Consider the following 15,608-nt stretch of genomic DNA (forward strand, 5'->3'; position numbering starts at 1 on the left):
AAACGATTTAACTCTGCCGCCGTACGAGCTTTAACTCTGCAGGGCGGTGTAACTGCATTATGCTGCACCTTCGATTTGATGCAGCCTGTTCAGACCTACGCGGGATGTCTCCATCCTGTTGCGGCAGCAGCCCATATCCCTGTAGTAGCCTTACCTACCGGAGCTATTCAATTGCATACTTAGTATAGTCATTTTGGCGTGGACTGTCAAATGGTTTTATTTTATGGTGGAATCGGTGTTTAATACCAGGTTTTGCTTGGGAATTTCCCGGAAAAACGCCCGAATCCAGGCTACAGCAAGAATAAAGGACAGCACGTCCGATATAGCCTGACACCATACCAGTCCACCCAGGCCGAACAGCCGGGGCAGCACCAAAAGGGGTGGAATCAGGAAGACCCCGCTGCGGCCGGCCGCCACCATCATGGCGCCCAGGGTATGCCTGGTGGTCTGGAGGGTCATATTGGTCATGACCACCAGGGCCGACAGGGGGAAGGTCAGGCACTGGGCCCGCAGGGCCCAAATACCGGTGGTGATTACCGCTGGGTCATCCCGGAACAGCACCATGATTTCCCGGGCAAAGATGGCCCCTACAATGGAAACCACAATGCCAAAACAGGTGGTGAACTCCAGGGCAAAGGTAAAGCCCTTCCGCAGCCGGGCAAATTTCCGAGCCCCATAGCTGAAGCCGCACACGGGCTGGAAGCCCTGGCCAAAGCCGATGATCACGGCGGCAGCAAAGAAGTTCAGCCGGGTCACAATGGACATGGCGGCAATGGCGGCGTCCCCAAAGGCGCCGGCGGCCACGTTCAGGAAAATGGTGGCAGCGCTGGTGGTACCCTGCCGCACCAGGGAAGGTGCGCCCCCGGCGGCGATTTCCTGGAAAAGCCGCCGAGAAGGATGGATATCCTTCAGCCGGATGGGAATGTTGCCCCCGGTCCGGGTCATCTTAAACAGGATGCAGAAGCTGACAAACTGGCTGAGGATGGTGGCGTAGGCCGCCCCGGCCACCCCCAGGTGGAATTTGAAGATAAAGATTGGGTCCAGGAACACGTTCAGAAAGCCCCCGGCGGTAATGCCTACCATGGCAAAGGCAGCGCTGCCCTGGAACCGCAGGTGGTTGTTCATCACCAGGGAGCACATCATTATGGGCGCCCCCCACAGGATAACGCTGAGGTACGCAATGGCGTAGGGCAAAATGGTGGGTGTGGAGCCGATGGCCGTGGCAATCTGGGACACAAACAGATTCCCCACAAGGGCCACCAGGCAGCCGCAGATAAAGGCATAAAAAAAGCTGGTAGAAGCCATCACATGGGCCTTTTCCCGCTCCTTGGCCCCCAGCAGCCGGGAAATGGAGTTGCCGGAACCGATGCCGAAGAAGAAGGCAATGGCCTGGATAATGGCCATGCTGGCAAAGGTAACCCCTACCGCTGCGGTGGAACTGGTATCAATCTTACTGACAAAGTACGTATCAGCCGTATTGTAAAAGCTGGTACAAAGCATACTGACGATGGAAGGAAGGGCCAGGGAAGCAATGAGCTTGCGTACCGGCGTTTCCAGCATCTTGTGGAGTTTCGCATTCTCTTTTTCTTTACGCGTTGAACTGTCCGTAGAAATCCCGCCTCACATATATATTGTATAAAAAATCACATTTTTGCTTTCTTATTATAGCATGGATACATAGCAGTTTACTATAAATATAGAGGCAGTTAATATTATTTTTTCTCTACGGAAAACTGTTGTCAGATTCTTCCGAGTCCTCTTGGAAAAGTGTCAAAGTCTTTACAAAGCATCGGTCCGGGCGTATACTCATTAAAGGCTGCGGATTGTCCTGCCGCAGGAAGTGCTTCCTGCAAAAGGTATCCCCTGGCCGCCCAAGCCCTGCTCTCACATCAAAAGTTTCTTGCGATGGAAGATGCCACGTTTTTCGCATAGTCTTTTTGCGCCGCATCTGTCCCAGGTGCGGCTTTTTTTATGATACAAGGAGGTTCCCATGGAAACCCGTGTGGCCATTATCGGCATTATTGTAGAAAATCCGGATTCCATCCAGGCGCTGAACCAACTGCTCCATCAGTTCAGCCCCTATATTATCGGCCGGATGGGCATTCCCTACCACGCCCGGAACATGAACATCATCAGCGTAGTGGTGGACGCGCCCCAGGACGCAATCAGCACCCTGTCCGGCCGGATTGGCAAACTAGACGGAGTATCCGCTAAAACCGCCTATGCCAAGGCGGAAAAGAAATGAAGAAGGCAATTTCCTACCTGCTGCCTTTTTTGGTGGTACTGGCCCTGTGGCAGCTGGTGACCCAGCTGGGTCTGTGGAGCAGCTACATTCTCCCCTCTCCGGAGCGGGTATGCGCCACGGCCCAGAAACTGCTCCAATCCGGGGAGCTGGCAAAGCATACGGCCATCAGCCTGCGCCGAATTCTTTTGGGCTTTGTCTGCGCCTTTGGGCTGTCCTGCCTGTTTAGTGCGGTAGGGCTGCTTTTCCCCCGGCTCCGGGCGGCCTACAGCGGGCTTTTGGAAGTGTTTCGCCATGTACCCCCTCTATCCCTGATTCCGCTCCTGATTCTCTGGTTTGGCATCGGGGAGGTGCCCAAGGCCATCGTCATTATCCTGGCGTCTTTTTTCCCCATCTATCTGAATATGGATGACGGGTTCCGGCGCTGCGACCCCAAGCTGTTAGAGGTAGGCCGGATTTTGGGCATGAACCGCTGGACCCAGCTGCGGAAAATCCGTCTGCCGGCTGCTCTGCCGGGGATTCTCACAGGCATGAAAGTGGGCATGGGTTACAGTCTCCGGGCCATTATCGGGGCGGAAATGATTGCCGCCGACAGCGGGCTGGGGTATCTGATTCTGGACGCCCAAGCCATGAGCCGCAGCGACAAGGTCATTATCGGCATTCTCACCATTGGAGCCCTGGGGCTGGTGCTGGACGGGGCCTTTACCCTGCTGACCTGGCTCTGCCTGCCCTGGGAAAGGAGGCGCCTATGAAACCGCTGGTCATTAAAAATTTGACCAAAGCCTTTGGGTCCAAGACGGTCCTAAGGGACCTGACGCTGACCCTTGACCCCAGCGCCTGTACGGTGCTTTTGGGGAAAAGCGGCTGCGGGAAGACCACCTTTCTGCGGCTCCTGGCAGGGTTGGAGCGCCCCACCTCCGGCCAAATTACCCTGCCGGAAGGGCTGAAGCTGGGCATGATGTTCCAGGAGGCCCGGCTGATGCCCTGGCTCACCTGCCGGGAAAACATCGCCCTGGGGCTCCCAAAAGGGGAAAAGCCCGGCCAGGTGGACCAGCTGCTGAAGCTGACGGGGCTCACGGAAGCCGCTAAGCTCTACCCCAGCGAATTATCCGGGGGCATGCAGCAGCGCACGGCCCTGGCCCGGACCCTGGCCCTACAGGCCGACCTGATTCTCATGGACGAGCCCTTTGCCGCCCTGGACTATTTCACCCGGGGCCAGCTCCAGCTGGAGCTCCTGCGGATGCAGCGGCAGCTGGGGATCGGCTACGTGCTGGTCACCCACAACGTGGACGAGGCCCTGCTCTTGGGGGACCGGATCCTGGTGCTCCAGGACGGGTGCCTGGCCCACGAAGAAACCTTCCCCCGGCAGGAAGCCCCCCGGGACCTGCTCTCGCCTGCTTTTATTGAGGCCAAACGCAGCATTTTGGCTGCTTTCGCATAAATTTCTACTTTAGAAAGGATTTGATTCACTTGAAGAAACTCCATTCCCTGTTTCTCGCCGTTTGCTGTCTGGCTGCGGCAGCACTTCTGGGCGGCTGCGGCAGCAGCACCACCAGCCAAAAGCCCTCAGCCCCCTCTGTGGACAAAGTCAGCATTACCTATGTACAGGCTCCCCTGAACGTGCCTTCCATTGTGGAAAAGGCCCAGCAGAGCTTTGAAAAGAAATTCAAGGAAAAAGGCATCACCGCCTCCTACTCCACCATTACTTCCGGGGCTGACCAAACTGCTGCCCTGGCTTCCGGGGACATTCAGTTCCTGAACTGTGTAGGCGGCTCCTCCGTCCTGCTGTCCGCTGCCAACGGCAACGACATCAAGATTATCAGCCTATACTCCCAGGCTCCCAAAGCCTTCAAGCTGTTCAGCAAGGACGGCTCCATCAAGACCGCTGCTGACCTGAAAGGCAAAACCATTGCCGGACCTAAGGGCACCATCCTTCACGAACTGCTGGCAGCCTACCTGCAAAAGGCCGGGCTCACCATGAATGATGTGAAATTCGTTTCCATGGGCCTGCCCGCTGCCCACTCCGCCCTGGAAAACGGCAGCGCTGACTGCGCCCTGCTGGCTGGCCCTCTGGCCTACAACGCCGAAAAAGAAGGCCTGAACGTGGTTACCACCGGCGACGGTCTGGTTTCCGGCCTGACCGTTACTGCCGTCAGCGGCAAGTTCTACAAGGACCACAAGGACCTGGTAGACACCTTCCTGGCCGTCCAGAAAGAAACCCTGGACTTCATGAAGAAGAACCCTGACGAAGCCCTGTCCCTGACAGCCAAAGCCACGGACCTGAGCCCCGAAGCCGTCAAGGAAATGTTCCCTCTGTATGACTTCAGCATGACCATCACTCCTGAAGCCAAGGAATCCCTGAAAAAGACCCAGGACTTCCTGGTACAATCCGGCATGATGGAGAAGAAAGTCGATGTGGACGCGCTGTTCGTGCAGTAAGCGTTTAAAATAAAAATAAGGAATGGAAAACAATTGTTTTCCATTCCTTATTTTTTTGCATTTTTAGCGATTTTACTCAGCGCGGTTCAACCAGCAATTTGATTGCCGTTCTTTCTTCCCCATCAATATTAATGTCGATGAAAGCGGGAACACACACCAGGTCCATGCCGTGGGGAGCCACAAAGCCACGGGCAATGGCCACTGCTTTAACAGCTTGGTTCAGGGCACCAGCACCGATGGCTTGGATTTCTGCTTTGCCATTTTCCCGCAGAACTCCGGCCAATGCGCCAGCTACAGAATTCGGATTTGATTTTGTAGAAACTTTTAGTACATCCATGTTGTGTATCCCCCTCGTTTTTTCAATAATGAACAATAAATTTAAAAATAAATTTATTGTTATTATAACACATTTTCCCAAAAAGCATTACATTATCTTTTATTTTGGCTATAGAAATTTCGTATTCCTTTAACAATGTTCCCCTTTTATCAGATATAACAGCAGGGCGGACAGGGATTTTGCGTCAAAAAGCTCTTCTTTCAGGACCATTTCCCGAACTTGGTCCGGGGTAAAGGTTTCCACATCCAGAAATTCGTCAGGATCCGGGTGCTGAGCCCCTTCATGCAGTCCTTTTGCTACGTACAAATGTATTACCTCATCGGTAAAGCCAGGTGTAGTGACAATAGAAGTCAGGTAAGTCCACTCGTCTGCGGTCAAACCTGTTTCTTCAGACAGTTCCCGCTTGGCACAGTCGATGATATTCTCGCAGTTTTCCAATTTTCCTGCGGGAATTTCGTACAAAACGGAGTGCACAGGGTATCTATACTGTTTCACTAAGGTAATCCGTCCGTCGGTATGCACGGGAAGTATACCTACTGCTCCAGGGTGCTTGATGGTCTCCCGGGTGGTAATCCGTCCGCTGGGCAGTTTGACCCGGTCAATATCCACGTGCAGCAGGCGTCCGTCAAACCCGCGCTCACTGGACAGCTTTTCTTCGTCCAGGCGCTGATCATGCATGATTTTCATTTTTTCTTCGGCTCCTTATTCTGTTTTTTCACGGCAGCCGCCATAGCAAGCAGCTCCCGGGCGTTTTCCCGGGCCGACTGGGATTGGTTGGTGCCGCCGGTCATTCTCATGATTTCCTGAATCCGGCCTTCCTGGTCCAGGGCTTCCACCTGGCTGGTGGTGCTGCTGCCGGCGGTGGATTTGTGAATATACAGGTGGTGGTCCGCAAAGCAGGCAATCTGGGCCAGGTGGGTAATGCACAGCACCTGGCGCTCGCCGGCAATCAGGGCCATCTTTTCGGCCATTTTCTGGGCGGTCACCCCGCCCACCCCGGTATCAATTTCGTCAAAGATCATGGTGGGAACCCCAAAATTCCGCAGCATGACGGTCTTCAGCGCCAAAGCAAACCGGGACAATTCGCCGCCGGAAGCAATCCGGGCCAGGGGCTTTACAGGCATCCCAGCATTGGCCGAGAACAGGAAAACGGCTTCGTCCTGGCCTTTCAGGCCGCAGTGGGACAGTTTGGTAAAGCCGATTTCCACCCGCCCCTGGGGCATGGCCAAATCGTGGATATGGGGCAGCAGGGCCTTGCACAGGGACTCCCCTGCCTTTTTCCGTTCCACCGTCAGGGCCTCCGCCTTCCGCTCCAGTTCCTGGCGCAGGGCATCGGCCTTTTTCCGGCAGTTCCGGATGGTGGATTCCAGGGAAAGGAGGCCCTGGTATTCGGTCTGGGCGGCTTCCTGGTAGGCCAGTACCTTTTCCAGGGAGCCCCCATATTTTTGTTTCAGGCGGTACAGCAGGTCCAGCCGTTCCTGGGCCTGGGCCAGCTGCTCCCGGTCCTCCGGGTCGCTGCTGAGCAGGTCCCCCAGGGACTGGCGCACGTCCTCCAGCACCTGCCAGGAGGAATCCATGGCCTCCCGGTAACGGCTGAGCTCCGGGGCGTATTCCAGCACCCGATCCAGGGAGCCCAGGGCAGCGTTCAGGCTGTCCAGGACGCTGCTGCTTTCTTCTTCCGAGCCGTTCAGGTAGTGATAGGCTTCCCCCACTGCTTCCAGGATTTTTTCCTGGTTCAGCAGCTTCTTCACCTGGGTCCGGAGGGTTTCGTCCTCGCCCAGCTGGATATGGGCGTCCTCAATTTCCTTGATTTCCCCCTCCAGCCGTTCCAGGTCCTCGGTCTGCCGGGAATCCTTCTTCAGCCAGCGCTGGAGCTCCTGGTCAGCCTGCTGCCACTGGCGGTAGCTGTCCTGGTAGTCCTTCAGCAGGGGCCCAATGCCCGGGTCGTAGCTGTCCAAGATGTTTAGGGCAGCGCCCGCAGCCAAAAGGGTCTGGTTTTCGTGCTGGCCATGGATATCCGCCAGCTGGGAAGCCAGCCGGGACAGTACGTGGACGGGCACCTGGCGTTCGTTGACAAAGGCCTGGCTCTTGCCCTGGGCCGTGACTTTCCGGCGCAGGAACAGCATGCCGTCCTCGGCGTCCATGTCCAGTTCTTTCAAAATAGCCTGCACCCCGGGCTGATCTTCAATATCGAAAACGGCCTGGATCCAGTAGGCATCGGCCCCCTGGCGCAAATAATCCACGGAAGCCCGGCTGCCCAGCACAATGCTGAAGGCATCAATGAGAATGGATTTGCCGGCACCGGTTTCCCCGGTAAACACATTGAAGCCCGGGGTGAAATCCACCCGCAGGTGGTCAATCAGGGCAAAATTATGTACTTCCAGTGAGGTCAGCATGGTATCAGACCTTTTTCAGCATCAGCCGTCTTTTCACGGCTTCCACATTTTCTTTGCCGTCCACAATCAAAAGGACGGTATCGTCCCCGCCTACGGTACCCAGCAGGTCCCCCCAGTTCAGGTGGTCCAGGGAATAGGCTACGGCCTGGGCCGTACCGGGCTGGGTGTGGATCACAATCAGGTTTTCCGAGGAGTTGATGGTGAGGATGTAGCGCCGGAGGGTATCCTCCAGCCGTTCCCGGGTCAGAATCTCGCCGTTGTCCGTGGGGAACCCGTACTTGTAGTGGCCATTGTCATCTGGGACCTTGATGAGCATCATGTCCTTGATGTCCCGGGACACGGTGGCCTGGGTCACGTTAAAGCCGGCGTCCCGCAGAGCCTCGGCCAGGTCCGTTTGGGTTTCAATATGCTGGGTAGCGATAATGTTTTTAATGGCTTCTTGTCTTGATAGTTTCATGGTCTGGAAACCTCCTACTTGATGGTTTGTCCCTCGTTCTTCAGCATCCGTTCCTGCCAGGTTTCGTAGTAGGACAAGGGGCTGGTCCGGATAAAACGGGCATCAAAGGGACATTTTTCAATGACAGCCTTCTGGTTGGGCTCCAGGTGGCTGACCGTCATGCCGTCTGCGGAAATCAAGATGGTTTCGTAGGGCGGCCGGGGTTCAATTTCAATGGGATCCTTGATGGGAATCACCAGGGGTCTGGCATGGAGGGCGTGAGGGCAGATGGGTGTCAAAATGGCTACCTTCAGGCTGGGATGGACCACCGGGCCCCCTGCGGACAGGGAATAGGCCGTGGAGCCAGTAGCGGTGGCCACGATTAGGCCGTCGGAAGGCGCATTGGCGGTAGGTTCTCCGCCGATTTTTACCCCCAGCCGGGTGAGCCGGGAACGGTCGGCGCTTTCCAGCACCATATCGTTCAGGCAGTGGGCCTTGGTCACCAGGTGCTTGCCTTCCCACACGGTGACCTGGAGCATGGAGCGCTTTTCAATGGTATAGCGCCGGTCCCGCACCTTCAAAAGGCAAGGGTACAGGTCCGCCAGCTCCCCTTCGGTCAAAAAGCCCAGTTTTCCCAGATTAATGCCCAAAAGGGGAATATTGAGCGGCGTCACGTGCCGGGCGGCCCGAAGAATGGTTCCATCGCCGCCCAGGGTCAGGGCCACGTCCAGCTTGCTTAGGCTGGCCGGGTCGTCCTGGTCATAGCCGGGCACCCCGAAGGAGTCCGCAATTTCCTGGGGAAAAATCACCTGAATCTGGTTTTTCCGGCAGAACTCCACCAATTTGGGCAATATATCCCGTACTTTTTCTTTGGGTAAATTGGGAAAAACACCAATCTGCATCTCGTCCATAGTTTTACCCCCTCATTTTTCCAGGGTGTCATGGGACGCTGCAACCACGGCCTGAATCCGGTCTTCCGTAACAGCATCTTCCCCCTGTTTTCCTGCATATAATAGATATTCTATATTGCCTTCCGGTCCCCGGATGGGTGAAAAATCCAGGCCCAAAGGCACAAACCCGATTTCCCGGGCGGTGGCCAGCACCTTTTCGATGACCTCCAAGTGGACGGCCCGGTCCCGGACCACCCCTTTCTTGCCCACCTTCTCCCGGCCAGCTTCAAACTGGGGTTTGATCAGGGCAATGAGAAAGCCATCGTCTTTTAAAATTTTATAGGCACTGGGCAGTACCTTGTCCAGGGAGATAAAGGCCACATCTATGGTAATGCCGTCCACCTTTTCTCCCAGGGAATCTTCTTCCAAAAAGCGGACATTGGTCCGTTCCAGATTGACCACCCGGGGGTCCTGGCGCAGTTTCCAGGCCAATTGGCCGTAGCCCACGTCAATGGCAAATACCTTCCGGGCGCCGTTTTGCAGGGCGCAGTCTGTAAACCCCCCAGTGGAAGCTCCCAGGTCTGCGATAACCTTGTCCGTCAAATCGATGGGAAATACTTCCAGGGACTTGGCCAGCTTGTAGCCGCCCCGGCTTACATAGGGCATTTTCTTGCCCAAAAGGGTAATCTTCACATCTGGCTTTACCATGGTTCCCGGCTTGTCCACCTTTTGGTCGTCGACCAGGACCTCGCCGGCCATGATTACGGCCTGGGCCTTGCTGCGGGTTTCAAAATACCCTTCCCGGGTCAAAAATACATCCAGTCGTTCTTTACTCATTGCTTCTCTTTCTCTTTTCTCAGATTTGCCCAGGCTTCTGTCAGGGTTTGGGTAACGCCTTGAACATCCAGGCCCAAATCCCGGAGCAGCAGGTCCCGTTTGCCATGGGTGACAAAAACGTCGGGAATCCCCAGGTTCAGCACCTGGCAGCGCTTCAGCAGCTGCTGCCGGTTCAGCAGGTCCAGGACTCCGGCGCCAAAGCCGCCCCGGAGGGCATTTTCTTCCAGGGTAACCAGAAGGGGTACCCGCTGGGCTGCTTTCACCAGTGCTTCCTGGTCCAGGGGCTTCACAAACCGGGCGTTCACCACCCCGGCGGAAATGCCCTGCTTGGCCAGTTCTGCTGCGGCCTCCCGGGCAGTTTCCACCATGGTGCCCACGGCCCAGATATCCAGATCCGTACCTTCTGCCAGCCGCTCACTTTTGCCAAGGGGCAGGGTGTGCAGGGGTTCCGAAATATCCACCCCCAGCCCGGCGCCCCTGGGATACCGGAGCATCACCGGGGTTTTCATGGCCGCGGCGGTTTTCACCATATGCCGCAGTTCGTTTTCGTCCTTGGGTACCATCACCGTAAAGTTGGGCAGCAGGGACACAAAGGAAAGGTCGTAGTTGCCGTGGTGGGTGGCGCCGTCGTCCCCTACCAGTCCCGCCCGGTCCAGGCATAGGATAAAGGGCAGGTTCTGCATGGCCACATCGTGGAGCAGCTGGTCAAAGGCCCGCTGGGCAAAGGTGGAGTACAGAGCGGTTACCGGGTGGTAGCCATTGGCCGCCAGCCCTGCTGCCATGGTGACGGCGTGCTGCTCGGCAATGCCCACGTCAAAGAACCGGTCCGGGTAGTACTTGCCAAACACGTCCAGGCCCGTGCCTTCCGGCATGGCCGCCGTAATGGCCACCAGCTTCTTGTCCTTTTCCCCCAGCTCCACCAGGGTGTTGCTGAAGGCTTTGGTATAGGTAATGGGGGTGCCCGCCTTGGCGATTTTCTTGCCGGTGGCAATGTCAAAGGGGCCGGTGCCGTGGAACCGGTTGGGTTCCTGCTCCGCCGGTTTGTACCCTTTTCCTTTGGTGGTAATTACATGGATGAGCACCGGTTCATCCAGATTTTTGGCTTTTTCAAGGGTTTCTGTCAGGGCTGCCAGGTCGTGGCCGTCCACCGGACCCAGGTACTTGAAGCCCAGGTCCTCAAACAGCATACCGGGCACAAAAAAGTATTTGAAACTGTCCTTCAGCCGGGCTGCCAGCCGGGCCACCGAATCCCCGATGGAGGGTATGCTTTTCAGCACCCCTTCGATGTCTTCTTTCACTCGGGAATATTTGGGGTCCGTGCGCAGCTCGATAAGATAGGTGGACAGCGCCCCTACGTTTTTGGAAATGGACATTTCGTTGTCATTTAAGATGACAATCAGCTTTTTGTGCATATCCCCTACATTGTTCAGCCCTTCCATGGCTTCGCCGCCGGTAAGGGCGCCGTCGCCAATGACGGCAATCACGTTGTAGTCGTCCCCTGCCAGATCCCTGGCACAGGCAATCCCCAGAGCCGCCGAAATGGAGGTGCTGGAGTGGCCGGTGCCAAAGCAGTCATATTCGCTCTCCGTGCGCTTGGGAAAGCCGCAGAGGCCCCCGTACTGGCGCAGGGTGGAAAACGCGTCCTGACGCCCGGTGAGAATCTTGTGGACGTAGGATTGGTGGCCTACGTCCCAGACAAGCTTGTCCCGGGGCATGGAAAACACCCGGTGCAGGGCTACGGTAAGCTCCACCACCCCCAGGTTGGGGGCCAGATGGCCGCCGTTTTTGGAGGTCACCTGGATCAGCAGGTCACGGATTTCCTGGCACAGCTGGGGTAGTTTGTTCACAGGTACTTTTTTTAGGTCTGACGGTGTGTGAATGGTTTCTAGTAAGCTCATTAACACCTGTCCTCTCTCACTTACTTCTTGCGATTGTATAGATACCGGGTGATTTCTAACAGTACTTCGGCCTTTTCCCCGTAGGGAGCCAGTACTGCTTCGGCTTCGCGCAGGGTTTCTGCAGCCATTTCCCGGGCTTTTTCTAAGGAATACAAGGATACGTAGGTGGATTTATGCAGCTTCTCATCGGAGCCCTTGGGCTTGCCCATAACGGCTGCGTCCCCTACCACATCCAGGATATCGTCGGTAATCTGGAAGGCCAGGCCAAAGAGTTTGGCAAAATGGGTCAGGTCTTCCAGGGTCTTGGCATCAGCTCCGGCCAGCAGGGCCCCGCCCCGGACCGCTGCCACAAACAGGGCACCGGTTTTGGCTTCATGGAGCTGTTTCATTTCGGCGGCGGACAGGTGCTTGTCTTCGGAGGTAATATCCAAAGCTTGCCCCCCTACCATGCCTACAGGGCCAGCGCAGTGGGCCACCAGCCGGACAACTTTCAAAAGGACCGCAGGGTCTACGCCTGGCTGTTCCAGCATGACTTCAAAGGCCTGGGTCAAAAGGCCGTCCCCGGCCAGCAGCGCCATGGCGTCCCCGTACACCTTGTGGTTGGTGAGCCGGCCCCGGCGGTAGTCGTCGTTGTCCATGGAGGGCAGGTCATCGTGGATCAGGGAATAGGTATGAATCATTTCCAGGGCGGAGGCCACCGGCAAAAACTTGGTGCCGTCGGCGCCTGCTGCATCGGCCGCTGCCATCATCAAAATAGGCCGCAGCCGCTTGCCGCCTGCTTCCACGGAATATTCCATGGCTTCATCTACCGGGGAGATGCTCCCCTGGCCCAGACGCTGGTGCAGGTAGTCCCCTACCAGTTTGCCCCGCTCTGCCAAATAACTTTTCAGTTCCATTATTCTTTCTCCTCCGGGAAAAGGGCTAAGGAAAAGTCGTCCTTGCCGTCTTCCACGATTTTCTTCACATCCTGCTGGGCCTGCTGCAGCTGGCCTGCACACTGCTTGCTGAGCCCCATGCCTTCCTTGAACAGGGCCAGGGTTTCTTCCAGGGGCAGTTCGCCGCTTTCCAGTTGTTCTACAATGGTTTCCAGCCGTTTCAGTCCCTCTTCAAAGGACGGGGTTTCTGCTTTTTTTCTCACCATGGTTTATTGTCCTTCCTTTTTCTCCTGTATCTCCTGAGCCGTGGATACCACGGTACCATCTGCCACATGGGTAACCAGCCGGCTGCCCGGCTCTACCTGGGAGATGGACCGGATAACCTGGCCCTTGTCAGTTTCAGTTAACGAGTAGCCCCGCTGGAGCACCGCATAAGGGCTCAGGGCTTCCAGCTTGGAACTTACCACTTCCCACCGGTGCTGCCGGATTTCCAGGGCTTGTTTGGCCGAAGCCTGGAGCCGCTGGAGCAGCATATCAAGCTGCTGGCTCTGGTCTTCCCACAGCCGCTCCGGTTCCCGCAAGGTCCAGGAGCTTTGCAGCCGTTCCAGCTGCCGGCTTTTGTTTTCCCACAGCCGTTCCGGCCGGGTAAACACCCAGGAAGCAACGGCCCGTTCCAGCCGCTCCTGCTGGTCTTTCAGCAGTCCCTCCGGATGGCGCAGCACCCGGGACTGGGCAGCCCGCAGAAATCTGTTTTCCCACTGGTCCAGGGCACTGGTGACCTGGCGTTCCAGACGTCTGGTCAGGTTCTGGAGCTTTTCCCGGTCCCCGGTGCGTTCCGGCACCGCCAGCTCTGCTGCTGCAGACGGGGTGGGCGCCCTAAGGTCCGCGGCAAAGTCACTGAGGGTAAAGTCAATTTCGTGGCCCACTGCGGAAACCACAGGAATCTGGGAGGCCGCAATGGCCCGGACCACCCGCTCGTCGTTAAAGGCCCACAGGTCTTCCATGGACCCGCCGCCCCGGCCCACAATCAATACGTCGGCCAGTTTGTGCCGGTTCATGAAGCGGATGCCCCGGACAATTTCTTCGGGGGCTTCCGTACCCTGGACCTTTACCGGGTAAAGCCGGATTTTGACCCCCGGGTCCCGGCGGCCGGCTACGTTGATAATATCCCGGACCGCTGCTCCAGCAGAGGAGGTAATGACCCCCACCACTTCCGGATGGGCCGGCAGGGGGCGCTTTTTCTCCGGGTCAAACAGACCTTCGGCGGAAAGCTTCTGCTTTAATTCCTCAAAGGCTGCCATCAGATTGCCAGCCCCCAGGGGCATCAGCATATCTACGTAAAATTGGTAGACCCCGTCCCGTTCGTATAGGTCAATGCGGCCAACGCCCATGACCTGATCCCCGTTTTTGGGCAGGGCCTTCAGACGCCGGGCAGCCCCGGCAAACATCACGGCCTTTAAAAGGCCCCGGTCGTCTTTTAAATTGAAATAACAGTGGCCGGAAGGATACTGGCGGAAGTTGGACACTTCCCCCTGAATCTGGAGATTGGCAAATTCCGGTTCCTCATGGATCAGACCTTTGACAATCTTGTTGACTTCCGTAACTGTATAGATTTTGCCAAAAATCATGGCTTCCGTCCCTCCTTTTGGGCCGTATACCAAGCGGTGCCCACGGCACCGTCCACACTATAGCGGGGCTCCGGCGCCCACAGCTGGCAGCCTTGTTTGGTCAAGGCGCTGCCCACCTGCCGGCGGATTTCCCCGTTGGCGCTGACCCCGCCGGCCAGAAGTACCTTGGTTACGTTGTACTTCCCGCACAAATAGCCCAGCACCTTGCCAAGGCCCTGGCCAATGGCCGTTTCCACTCCCAGGGCCAGCTCCGCCGGGTCTGCCCCCTGCTGGGCAGCCCTAAGGGCCTTGGTGCAGGGACCGGACAGGCTCAGCTGGGACTCCTTGGTCCAAACGGGCAGCGGATAGGCCTTAGCCGCCGTTTCGGCCAGCTTTTCCAGGGCAGCACCGGCGGGAAAGGCAAGGCCCAGGGCCACCCCCACCCGGTCAATGAACTGACCGGCGTGCAGGTCAATGCTGGTGCCCTCCGGGGTCAGCCGCACTTCCCCTTCCGGGGTCTTTTCGGCCAGGAGCATATCCGTGGTTCCCCCGGAAATATGCACCAGCAGGAACCGTTCCGGAGCCTCCTGCCCCACGGACCACAGGCCGGCATACATATGGTTATGCTGGTGGGTAGTGGTATAAAGGGGCAGTCCCAGCAGATGGGCCAGGCTTCTGGCGGTTCCCAAGCCTGCCAGAAAGGCCGGCATATAGGATTCTTCCAGCGGCCGGGGTCTTTCCGAGACTCCGATCGCTTTAAGAGATATGCCGGCCAGATTGATTTTTTCAATTAATTCAGGAAGGTTGCGGGTATGCTGAAAGACCATTTCCGATTGGGCGAGCCCCCGTCTGCCGGGTTTTACCTTCAGCAGCCGGCGCTCATCGGCAAGCAGCTTTCCTTCCAGGCTGAGAACAGCCACAGAAGTGGTATAACAGCTGGTATCTATACCCAGCACGGCTTCCTCAGGCACCATGTTTTTTCACCAGGTGTCCCAACAGGCCGTTGATAAAGGACGGGGAATCATCTCCGCCGTAGGCTTTGGCCAGTTCCACAGCCTCGTTGATGGCCACTGCGGCCGGTACGGGCTCCGGAGCATAGAGGATTTCATAAGCGGCAATCCGCAGCAGGTTCCGGTCAATGGCGCTCATGCGCTCCACTTTCCAGTTCCCGGACAGGGATTCCAGCTCTGCATCAATGGCAGCCTGATTTTTTTCCGTGCCTTCCACCAGGGCCAGGGCATAGGCTCTGTCCTTCTTGCCTACCTTGGCAAATTCTTCTTCAGTGGCCAAGGAAGCCACGGTTTCGGCTGCGGTTTGTTCTGTCTTCTCCTGGTCAAAATCCAGGGCAAATAAACTCTTTAAGGCAATGGTACGTGCGTCTCTTCTGCTCATTTCTTTCTCTCCGGTTCTTTTCTATTCTATTTGCGATAGGGCGGCAGCAGGTTATCCAGCAAATCCACCAGATCCTCGCCTTCGTCCATTTTGTTTCCAATATAAAATCCCAGGCCGATACAAAACAATAAAAATACCGCCCGGAAAAATCCCAACAGGATGAATAATACGCCTACCACCAGTCCGGTGAAAGCGCAAATAATCCGCCAGCGGGAGGTTTCAAACAATTTTTTCAGGATTTCCTGCCACATAGTGAACC

18 protein-coding genes and 1 riboswitch are annotated in these 15,608 nt (G+C 56.6%); of the genes, 4 read left to right on the forward strand and 14 right to left on the reverse strand.

Annotation, left to right across the window (positions count from 1 at the left end; translation table 11 throughout):
* Positions 1 to 7: 7 nt before the first annotated feature.
* A riboswitch (M-box (ykoK) riboswitch) is annotated at positions 8 to 169 on the reverse strand.
* A 47-nt stretch (positions 170 to 216) separates the two neighbouring features.
* Entirely contained in the window at positions 217 to 1,560 is a 1,344-nt protein-coding gene (locus tag LKE88_RS03850; protein ID WP_105327382.1) for an MATE family efflux transporter, read from the reverse strand.
* Between the two features lie 430 nt (positions 1,561 to 1,990).
* Here LKE88_RS03850 and LKE88_RS03855 point away from each other — a divergent pair, with 430 nt between their 5' ends.
* The 4 genes from LKE88_RS03855 (at position 1,991) to LKE88_RS03870 (ending at position 4,681) form a co-directional block, all read left to right on the forward strand.
* On the forward strand, positions 1,991 to 2,245 hold the full coding sequence (locus LKE88_RS03855; RefSeq protein WP_105327381.1) for a TM1266 family iron-only hydrogenase system putative regulator: 255 nt from the start codon (positions 1,991 to 1,993) through the stop codon (positions 2,243 to 2,245).
* On the forward strand, positions 2,242 to 2,994 hold the full coding sequence (locus LKE88_RS03860) for an ABC transporter permease (protein WP_105327380.1): 753 nt from the start codon (positions 2,242 to 2,244) through the stop codon (positions 2,992 to 2,994). The genes LKE88_RS03855 and LKE88_RS03860 overlap by 4 nt, the downstream gene beginning before the upstream one ends.
* A complete protein-coding gene (locus LKE88_RS03865) occupies positions 2,991 to 3,683 on the forward strand; it encodes an ABC transporter ATP-binding protein (RefSeq protein WP_118286914.1) in 693 nt (230 codons plus the stop codon). The genes LKE88_RS03860 and LKE88_RS03865 overlap by 4 nt, the downstream gene beginning before the upstream one ends.
* An 86-nt stretch (positions 3,684 to 3,769) precedes the next feature.
* Positions 3,770 to 4,681 carry an ABC transporter substrate-binding protein gene (locus LKE88_RS03870; protein ID WP_370450905.1) on the forward strand — a complete coding sequence of 304 codons (912 nt, stop codon included), beginning with the start codon at positions 3,770 to 3,772 and terminating at the stop codon, positions 4,679 to 4,681.
* 76 nt (positions 4,682 to 4,757) lie between these two features.
* Here LKE88_RS03870 and LKE88_RS03875 read toward each other — a convergent pair whose 3' ends face one another.
* From LKE88_RS03875 to LKE88_RS03935, 13 genes are all read right to left on the reverse strand, one after another.
* Positions 4,758 to 5,018, reverse strand: coding sequence for a stage V sporulation protein S (locus LKE88_RS03875; RefSeq protein ID WP_071142732.1), 261 nt, complete (start codon positions 5,016 to 5,018; stop codon positions 4,758 to 4,760).
* Positions 5,019 to 5,147: 129 nt separating this feature from the next.
* Positions 5,148 to 5,705: an NUDIX domain-containing protein gene (locus tag LKE88_RS03880; protein ID WP_199614613.1), complete on the reverse strand. Its 558-nt coding sequence runs from the start codon at positions 5,703 to 5,705 to the stop codon at positions 5,148 to 5,150.
* Entirely contained in the window at positions 5,702 to 7,414 is a 1,713-nt protein-coding gene (gene recN / locus LKE88_RS03885) for a DNA repair protein RecN (protein WP_118286915.1), read from the reverse strand. Before recN ends, LKE88_RS03880 begins: the two co-directional genes overlap by 4 nt.
* 4 nt (positions 7,415 to 7,418) lie before the next feature.
* A complete protein-coding gene (argR, locus tag LKE88_RS03890) occupies positions 7,419 to 7,871 on the reverse strand; it encodes an arginine repressor (RefSeq protein WP_276802810.1) in 453 nt (150 codons plus the stop codon).
* 14 nt (positions 7,872 to 7,885) lie between these two features.
* The gene (locus tag LKE88_RS03895) at positions 7,886 to 8,761 is read right to left on the reverse strand and encodes an NAD(+)/NADH kinase (protein ID WP_105327376.1); all 876 of its coding nucleotides are present in this window, start codon (positions 8,759 to 8,761) and stop codon (positions 7,886 to 7,888) included.
* A 12-nt stretch (positions 8,762 to 8,773) separates the two neighbouring features.
* Positions 8,774 to 9,577, reverse strand: coding sequence for a TlyA family RNA methyltransferase (locus LKE88_RS03900; RefSeq protein ID WP_105327375.1), 804 nt, complete (start codon positions 9,575 to 9,577; stop codon positions 8,774 to 8,776).
* Positions 9,574 to 11,475, reverse strand: a complete 1,902-nt coding sequence (dxs, locus tag LKE88_RS03905) for a 1-deoxy-D-xylulose-5-phosphate synthase (RefSeq protein WP_105327374.1) — start codon at positions 11,473 to 11,475, stop codon at positions 9,574 to 9,576. Before dxs ends, LKE88_RS03900 begins: the two co-directional genes overlap by 4 nt.
* Before the next feature lie 20 nt (positions 11,476 to 11,495).
* The gene (locus LKE88_RS03910; RefSeq protein WP_105327373.1) at positions 11,496 to 12,371 is read right to left on the reverse strand and encodes a polyprenyl synthetase family protein; all 876 of its coding nucleotides are present in this window, start codon (positions 12,369 to 12,371) and stop codon (positions 11,496 to 11,498) included.
* Positions 12,371 to 12,616, reverse strand: coding sequence for an exodeoxyribonuclease VII small subunit (xseB, locus tag LKE88_RS03915; RefSeq protein WP_105327372.1), 246 nt, complete (start codon positions 12,614 to 12,616; stop codon positions 12,371 to 12,373). The genes LKE88_RS03910 and xseB overlap by 1 nt, the downstream gene beginning before the upstream one ends.
* Before the next feature lie 3 nt (positions 12,617 to 12,619).
* Complete coding sequence (xseA, locus tag LKE88_RS03920; RefSeq protein WP_231086163.1) at positions 12,620 to 13,978, reverse strand: exodeoxyribonuclease VII large subunit; 1,359 nt, start codon at positions 13,976 to 13,978, stop codon at positions 12,620 to 12,622.
* Positions 13,975 to 14,931, reverse strand: a complete 957-nt coding sequence (locus LKE88_RS03925; protein WP_105327370.1) for a Kae1-like domain-containing protein — start codon at positions 14,929 to 14,931, stop codon at positions 13,975 to 13,977. The genes xseA and LKE88_RS03925 overlap by 4 nt, the downstream gene beginning before the upstream one ends.
* The gene (gene nusB / locus LKE88_RS03930; RefSeq protein WP_105327369.1) at positions 14,921 to 15,349 is read right to left on the reverse strand and encodes a transcription antitermination factor NusB; all 429 of its coding nucleotides are present in this window, start codon (positions 15,347 to 15,349) and stop codon (positions 14,921 to 14,923) included. Before nusB ends, LKE88_RS03925 begins: the two co-directional genes overlap by 11 nt.
* A 26-nt stretch (positions 15,350 to 15,375) precedes the next feature.
* Positions 15,376 to 15,600 carry a DUF2273 domain-containing protein gene (locus tag LKE88_RS03935; protein WP_105327368.1) on the reverse strand — a complete coding sequence of 75 codons (225 nt, stop codon included), beginning with the start codon at positions 15,598 to 15,600 and terminating at the stop codon, positions 15,376 to 15,378.
* Positions 15,601 to 15,608 lie beyond the last annotated feature (8 nt).

The sequence above is a fragment of the Acidaminococcus hominis genome (assembly GCF_022484025.1).
Taxonomy (GTDB): Bacteria; Bacillota; Negativicutes; order Acidaminococcales; family Acidaminococcaceae; genus Acidaminococcus; species Acidaminococcus hominis.

What these genes read in the sequence shown, in the direction of transcription:
- LKE88_RS03850 (WP_105327382.1), bottom strand. Translation starts at nt 1,560, where the DNA reads ATGCTGGAAACGCCGGTACGCAAGCTCATTGCTTCCCTGGCCCTTCCT.
- LKE88_RS03855 (WP_105327381.1), top strand. Translation starts at nt 1,991, where the DNA reads ATGGAAACCCGTGTGGCCATTATCGGCATTATTGTAGAAAATCCGGAT.
- LKE88_RS03860 (WP_105327380.1), top strand. Translation starts at nt 2,242, where the DNA reads ATGAAGAAGGCAATTTCCTACCTGCTGCCTTTTTTGGTGGTACTGGCC.
- LKE88_RS03865 (WP_118286914.1), top strand. Translation starts at nt 2,991, where the DNA reads ATGAAACCGCTGGTCATTAAAAATTTGACCAAAGCCTTTGGGTCCAAG.
- LKE88_RS03875 (WP_071142732.1), bottom strand. Translation starts at nt 5,018, where the DNA reads ATGGATGTACTAAAAGTTTCTACAAAATCAAATCCGAATTCTGTAGCT.
- LKE88_RS03880 (WP_199614613.1), bottom strand. Translation starts at nt 5,705, where the DNA reads ATGAAAATCATGCATGATCAGCGCCTGGACGAAGAAAAGCTGTCCAGT.
- recN (WP_118286915.1), bottom strand. Translation starts at nt 7,414, where the DNA reads ATGCTGACCTCACTGGAAGTACATAATTTTGCCCTGATTGACCACCTG.
- argR (WP_276802810.1), bottom strand. Translation starts at nt 7,871, where the DNA reads ATGAAACTATCAAGACAAGAAGCCATTAAAAACATTATCGCTACCCAG.
- LKE88_RS03895 (WP_105327376.1), bottom strand. Translation starts at nt 8,761, where the DNA reads ATGGACGAGATGCAGATTGGTGTTTTTCCCAATTTACCCAAAGAAAAA.
- LKE88_RS03900 (WP_105327375.1), bottom strand. Translation starts at nt 9,577, where the DNA reads ATGAGTAAAGAACGACTGGATGTATTTTTGACCCGGGAAGGGTATTTT.
- dxs (WP_105327374.1), bottom strand. Translation starts at nt 11,475, where the DNA reads ATGAGCTTACTAGAAACCATTCACACACCGTCAGACCTAAAAAAAGTA.
- LKE88_RS03910 (WP_105327373.1), bottom strand. Translation starts at nt 12,371, where the DNA reads ATGGAACTGAAAAGTTATTTGGCAGAGCGGGGCAAACTGGTAGGGGAC.
- xseB (WP_105327372.1), bottom strand. Translation starts at nt 12,616, where the DNA reads ATGGTGAGAAAAAAAGCAGAAACCCCGTCCTTTGAAGAGGGACTGAAA.
- xseA (WP_231086163.1), bottom strand. Translation starts at nt 13,978, where the DNA reads ATGATTTTTGGCAAAATCTATACAGTTACGGAAGTCAACAAGATTGTC.
- LKE88_RS03925 (WP_105327370.1), bottom strand. Translation starts at nt 14,931, where the DNA reads ATGGTGCCTGAGGAAGCCGTGCTGGGTATAGATACCAGCTGTTATACC.
- nusB (WP_105327369.1), bottom strand. Translation starts at nt 15,349, where the DNA reads ATGAGCAGAAGAGACGCACGTACCATTGCCTTAAAGAGTTTATTTGCC.
- LKE88_RS03935 (WP_105327368.1), bottom strand. Translation starts at nt 15,600, where the DNA reads ATGTGGCAGGAAATCCTGAAAAAATTGTTTGAAACCTCCCGCTGGCGG.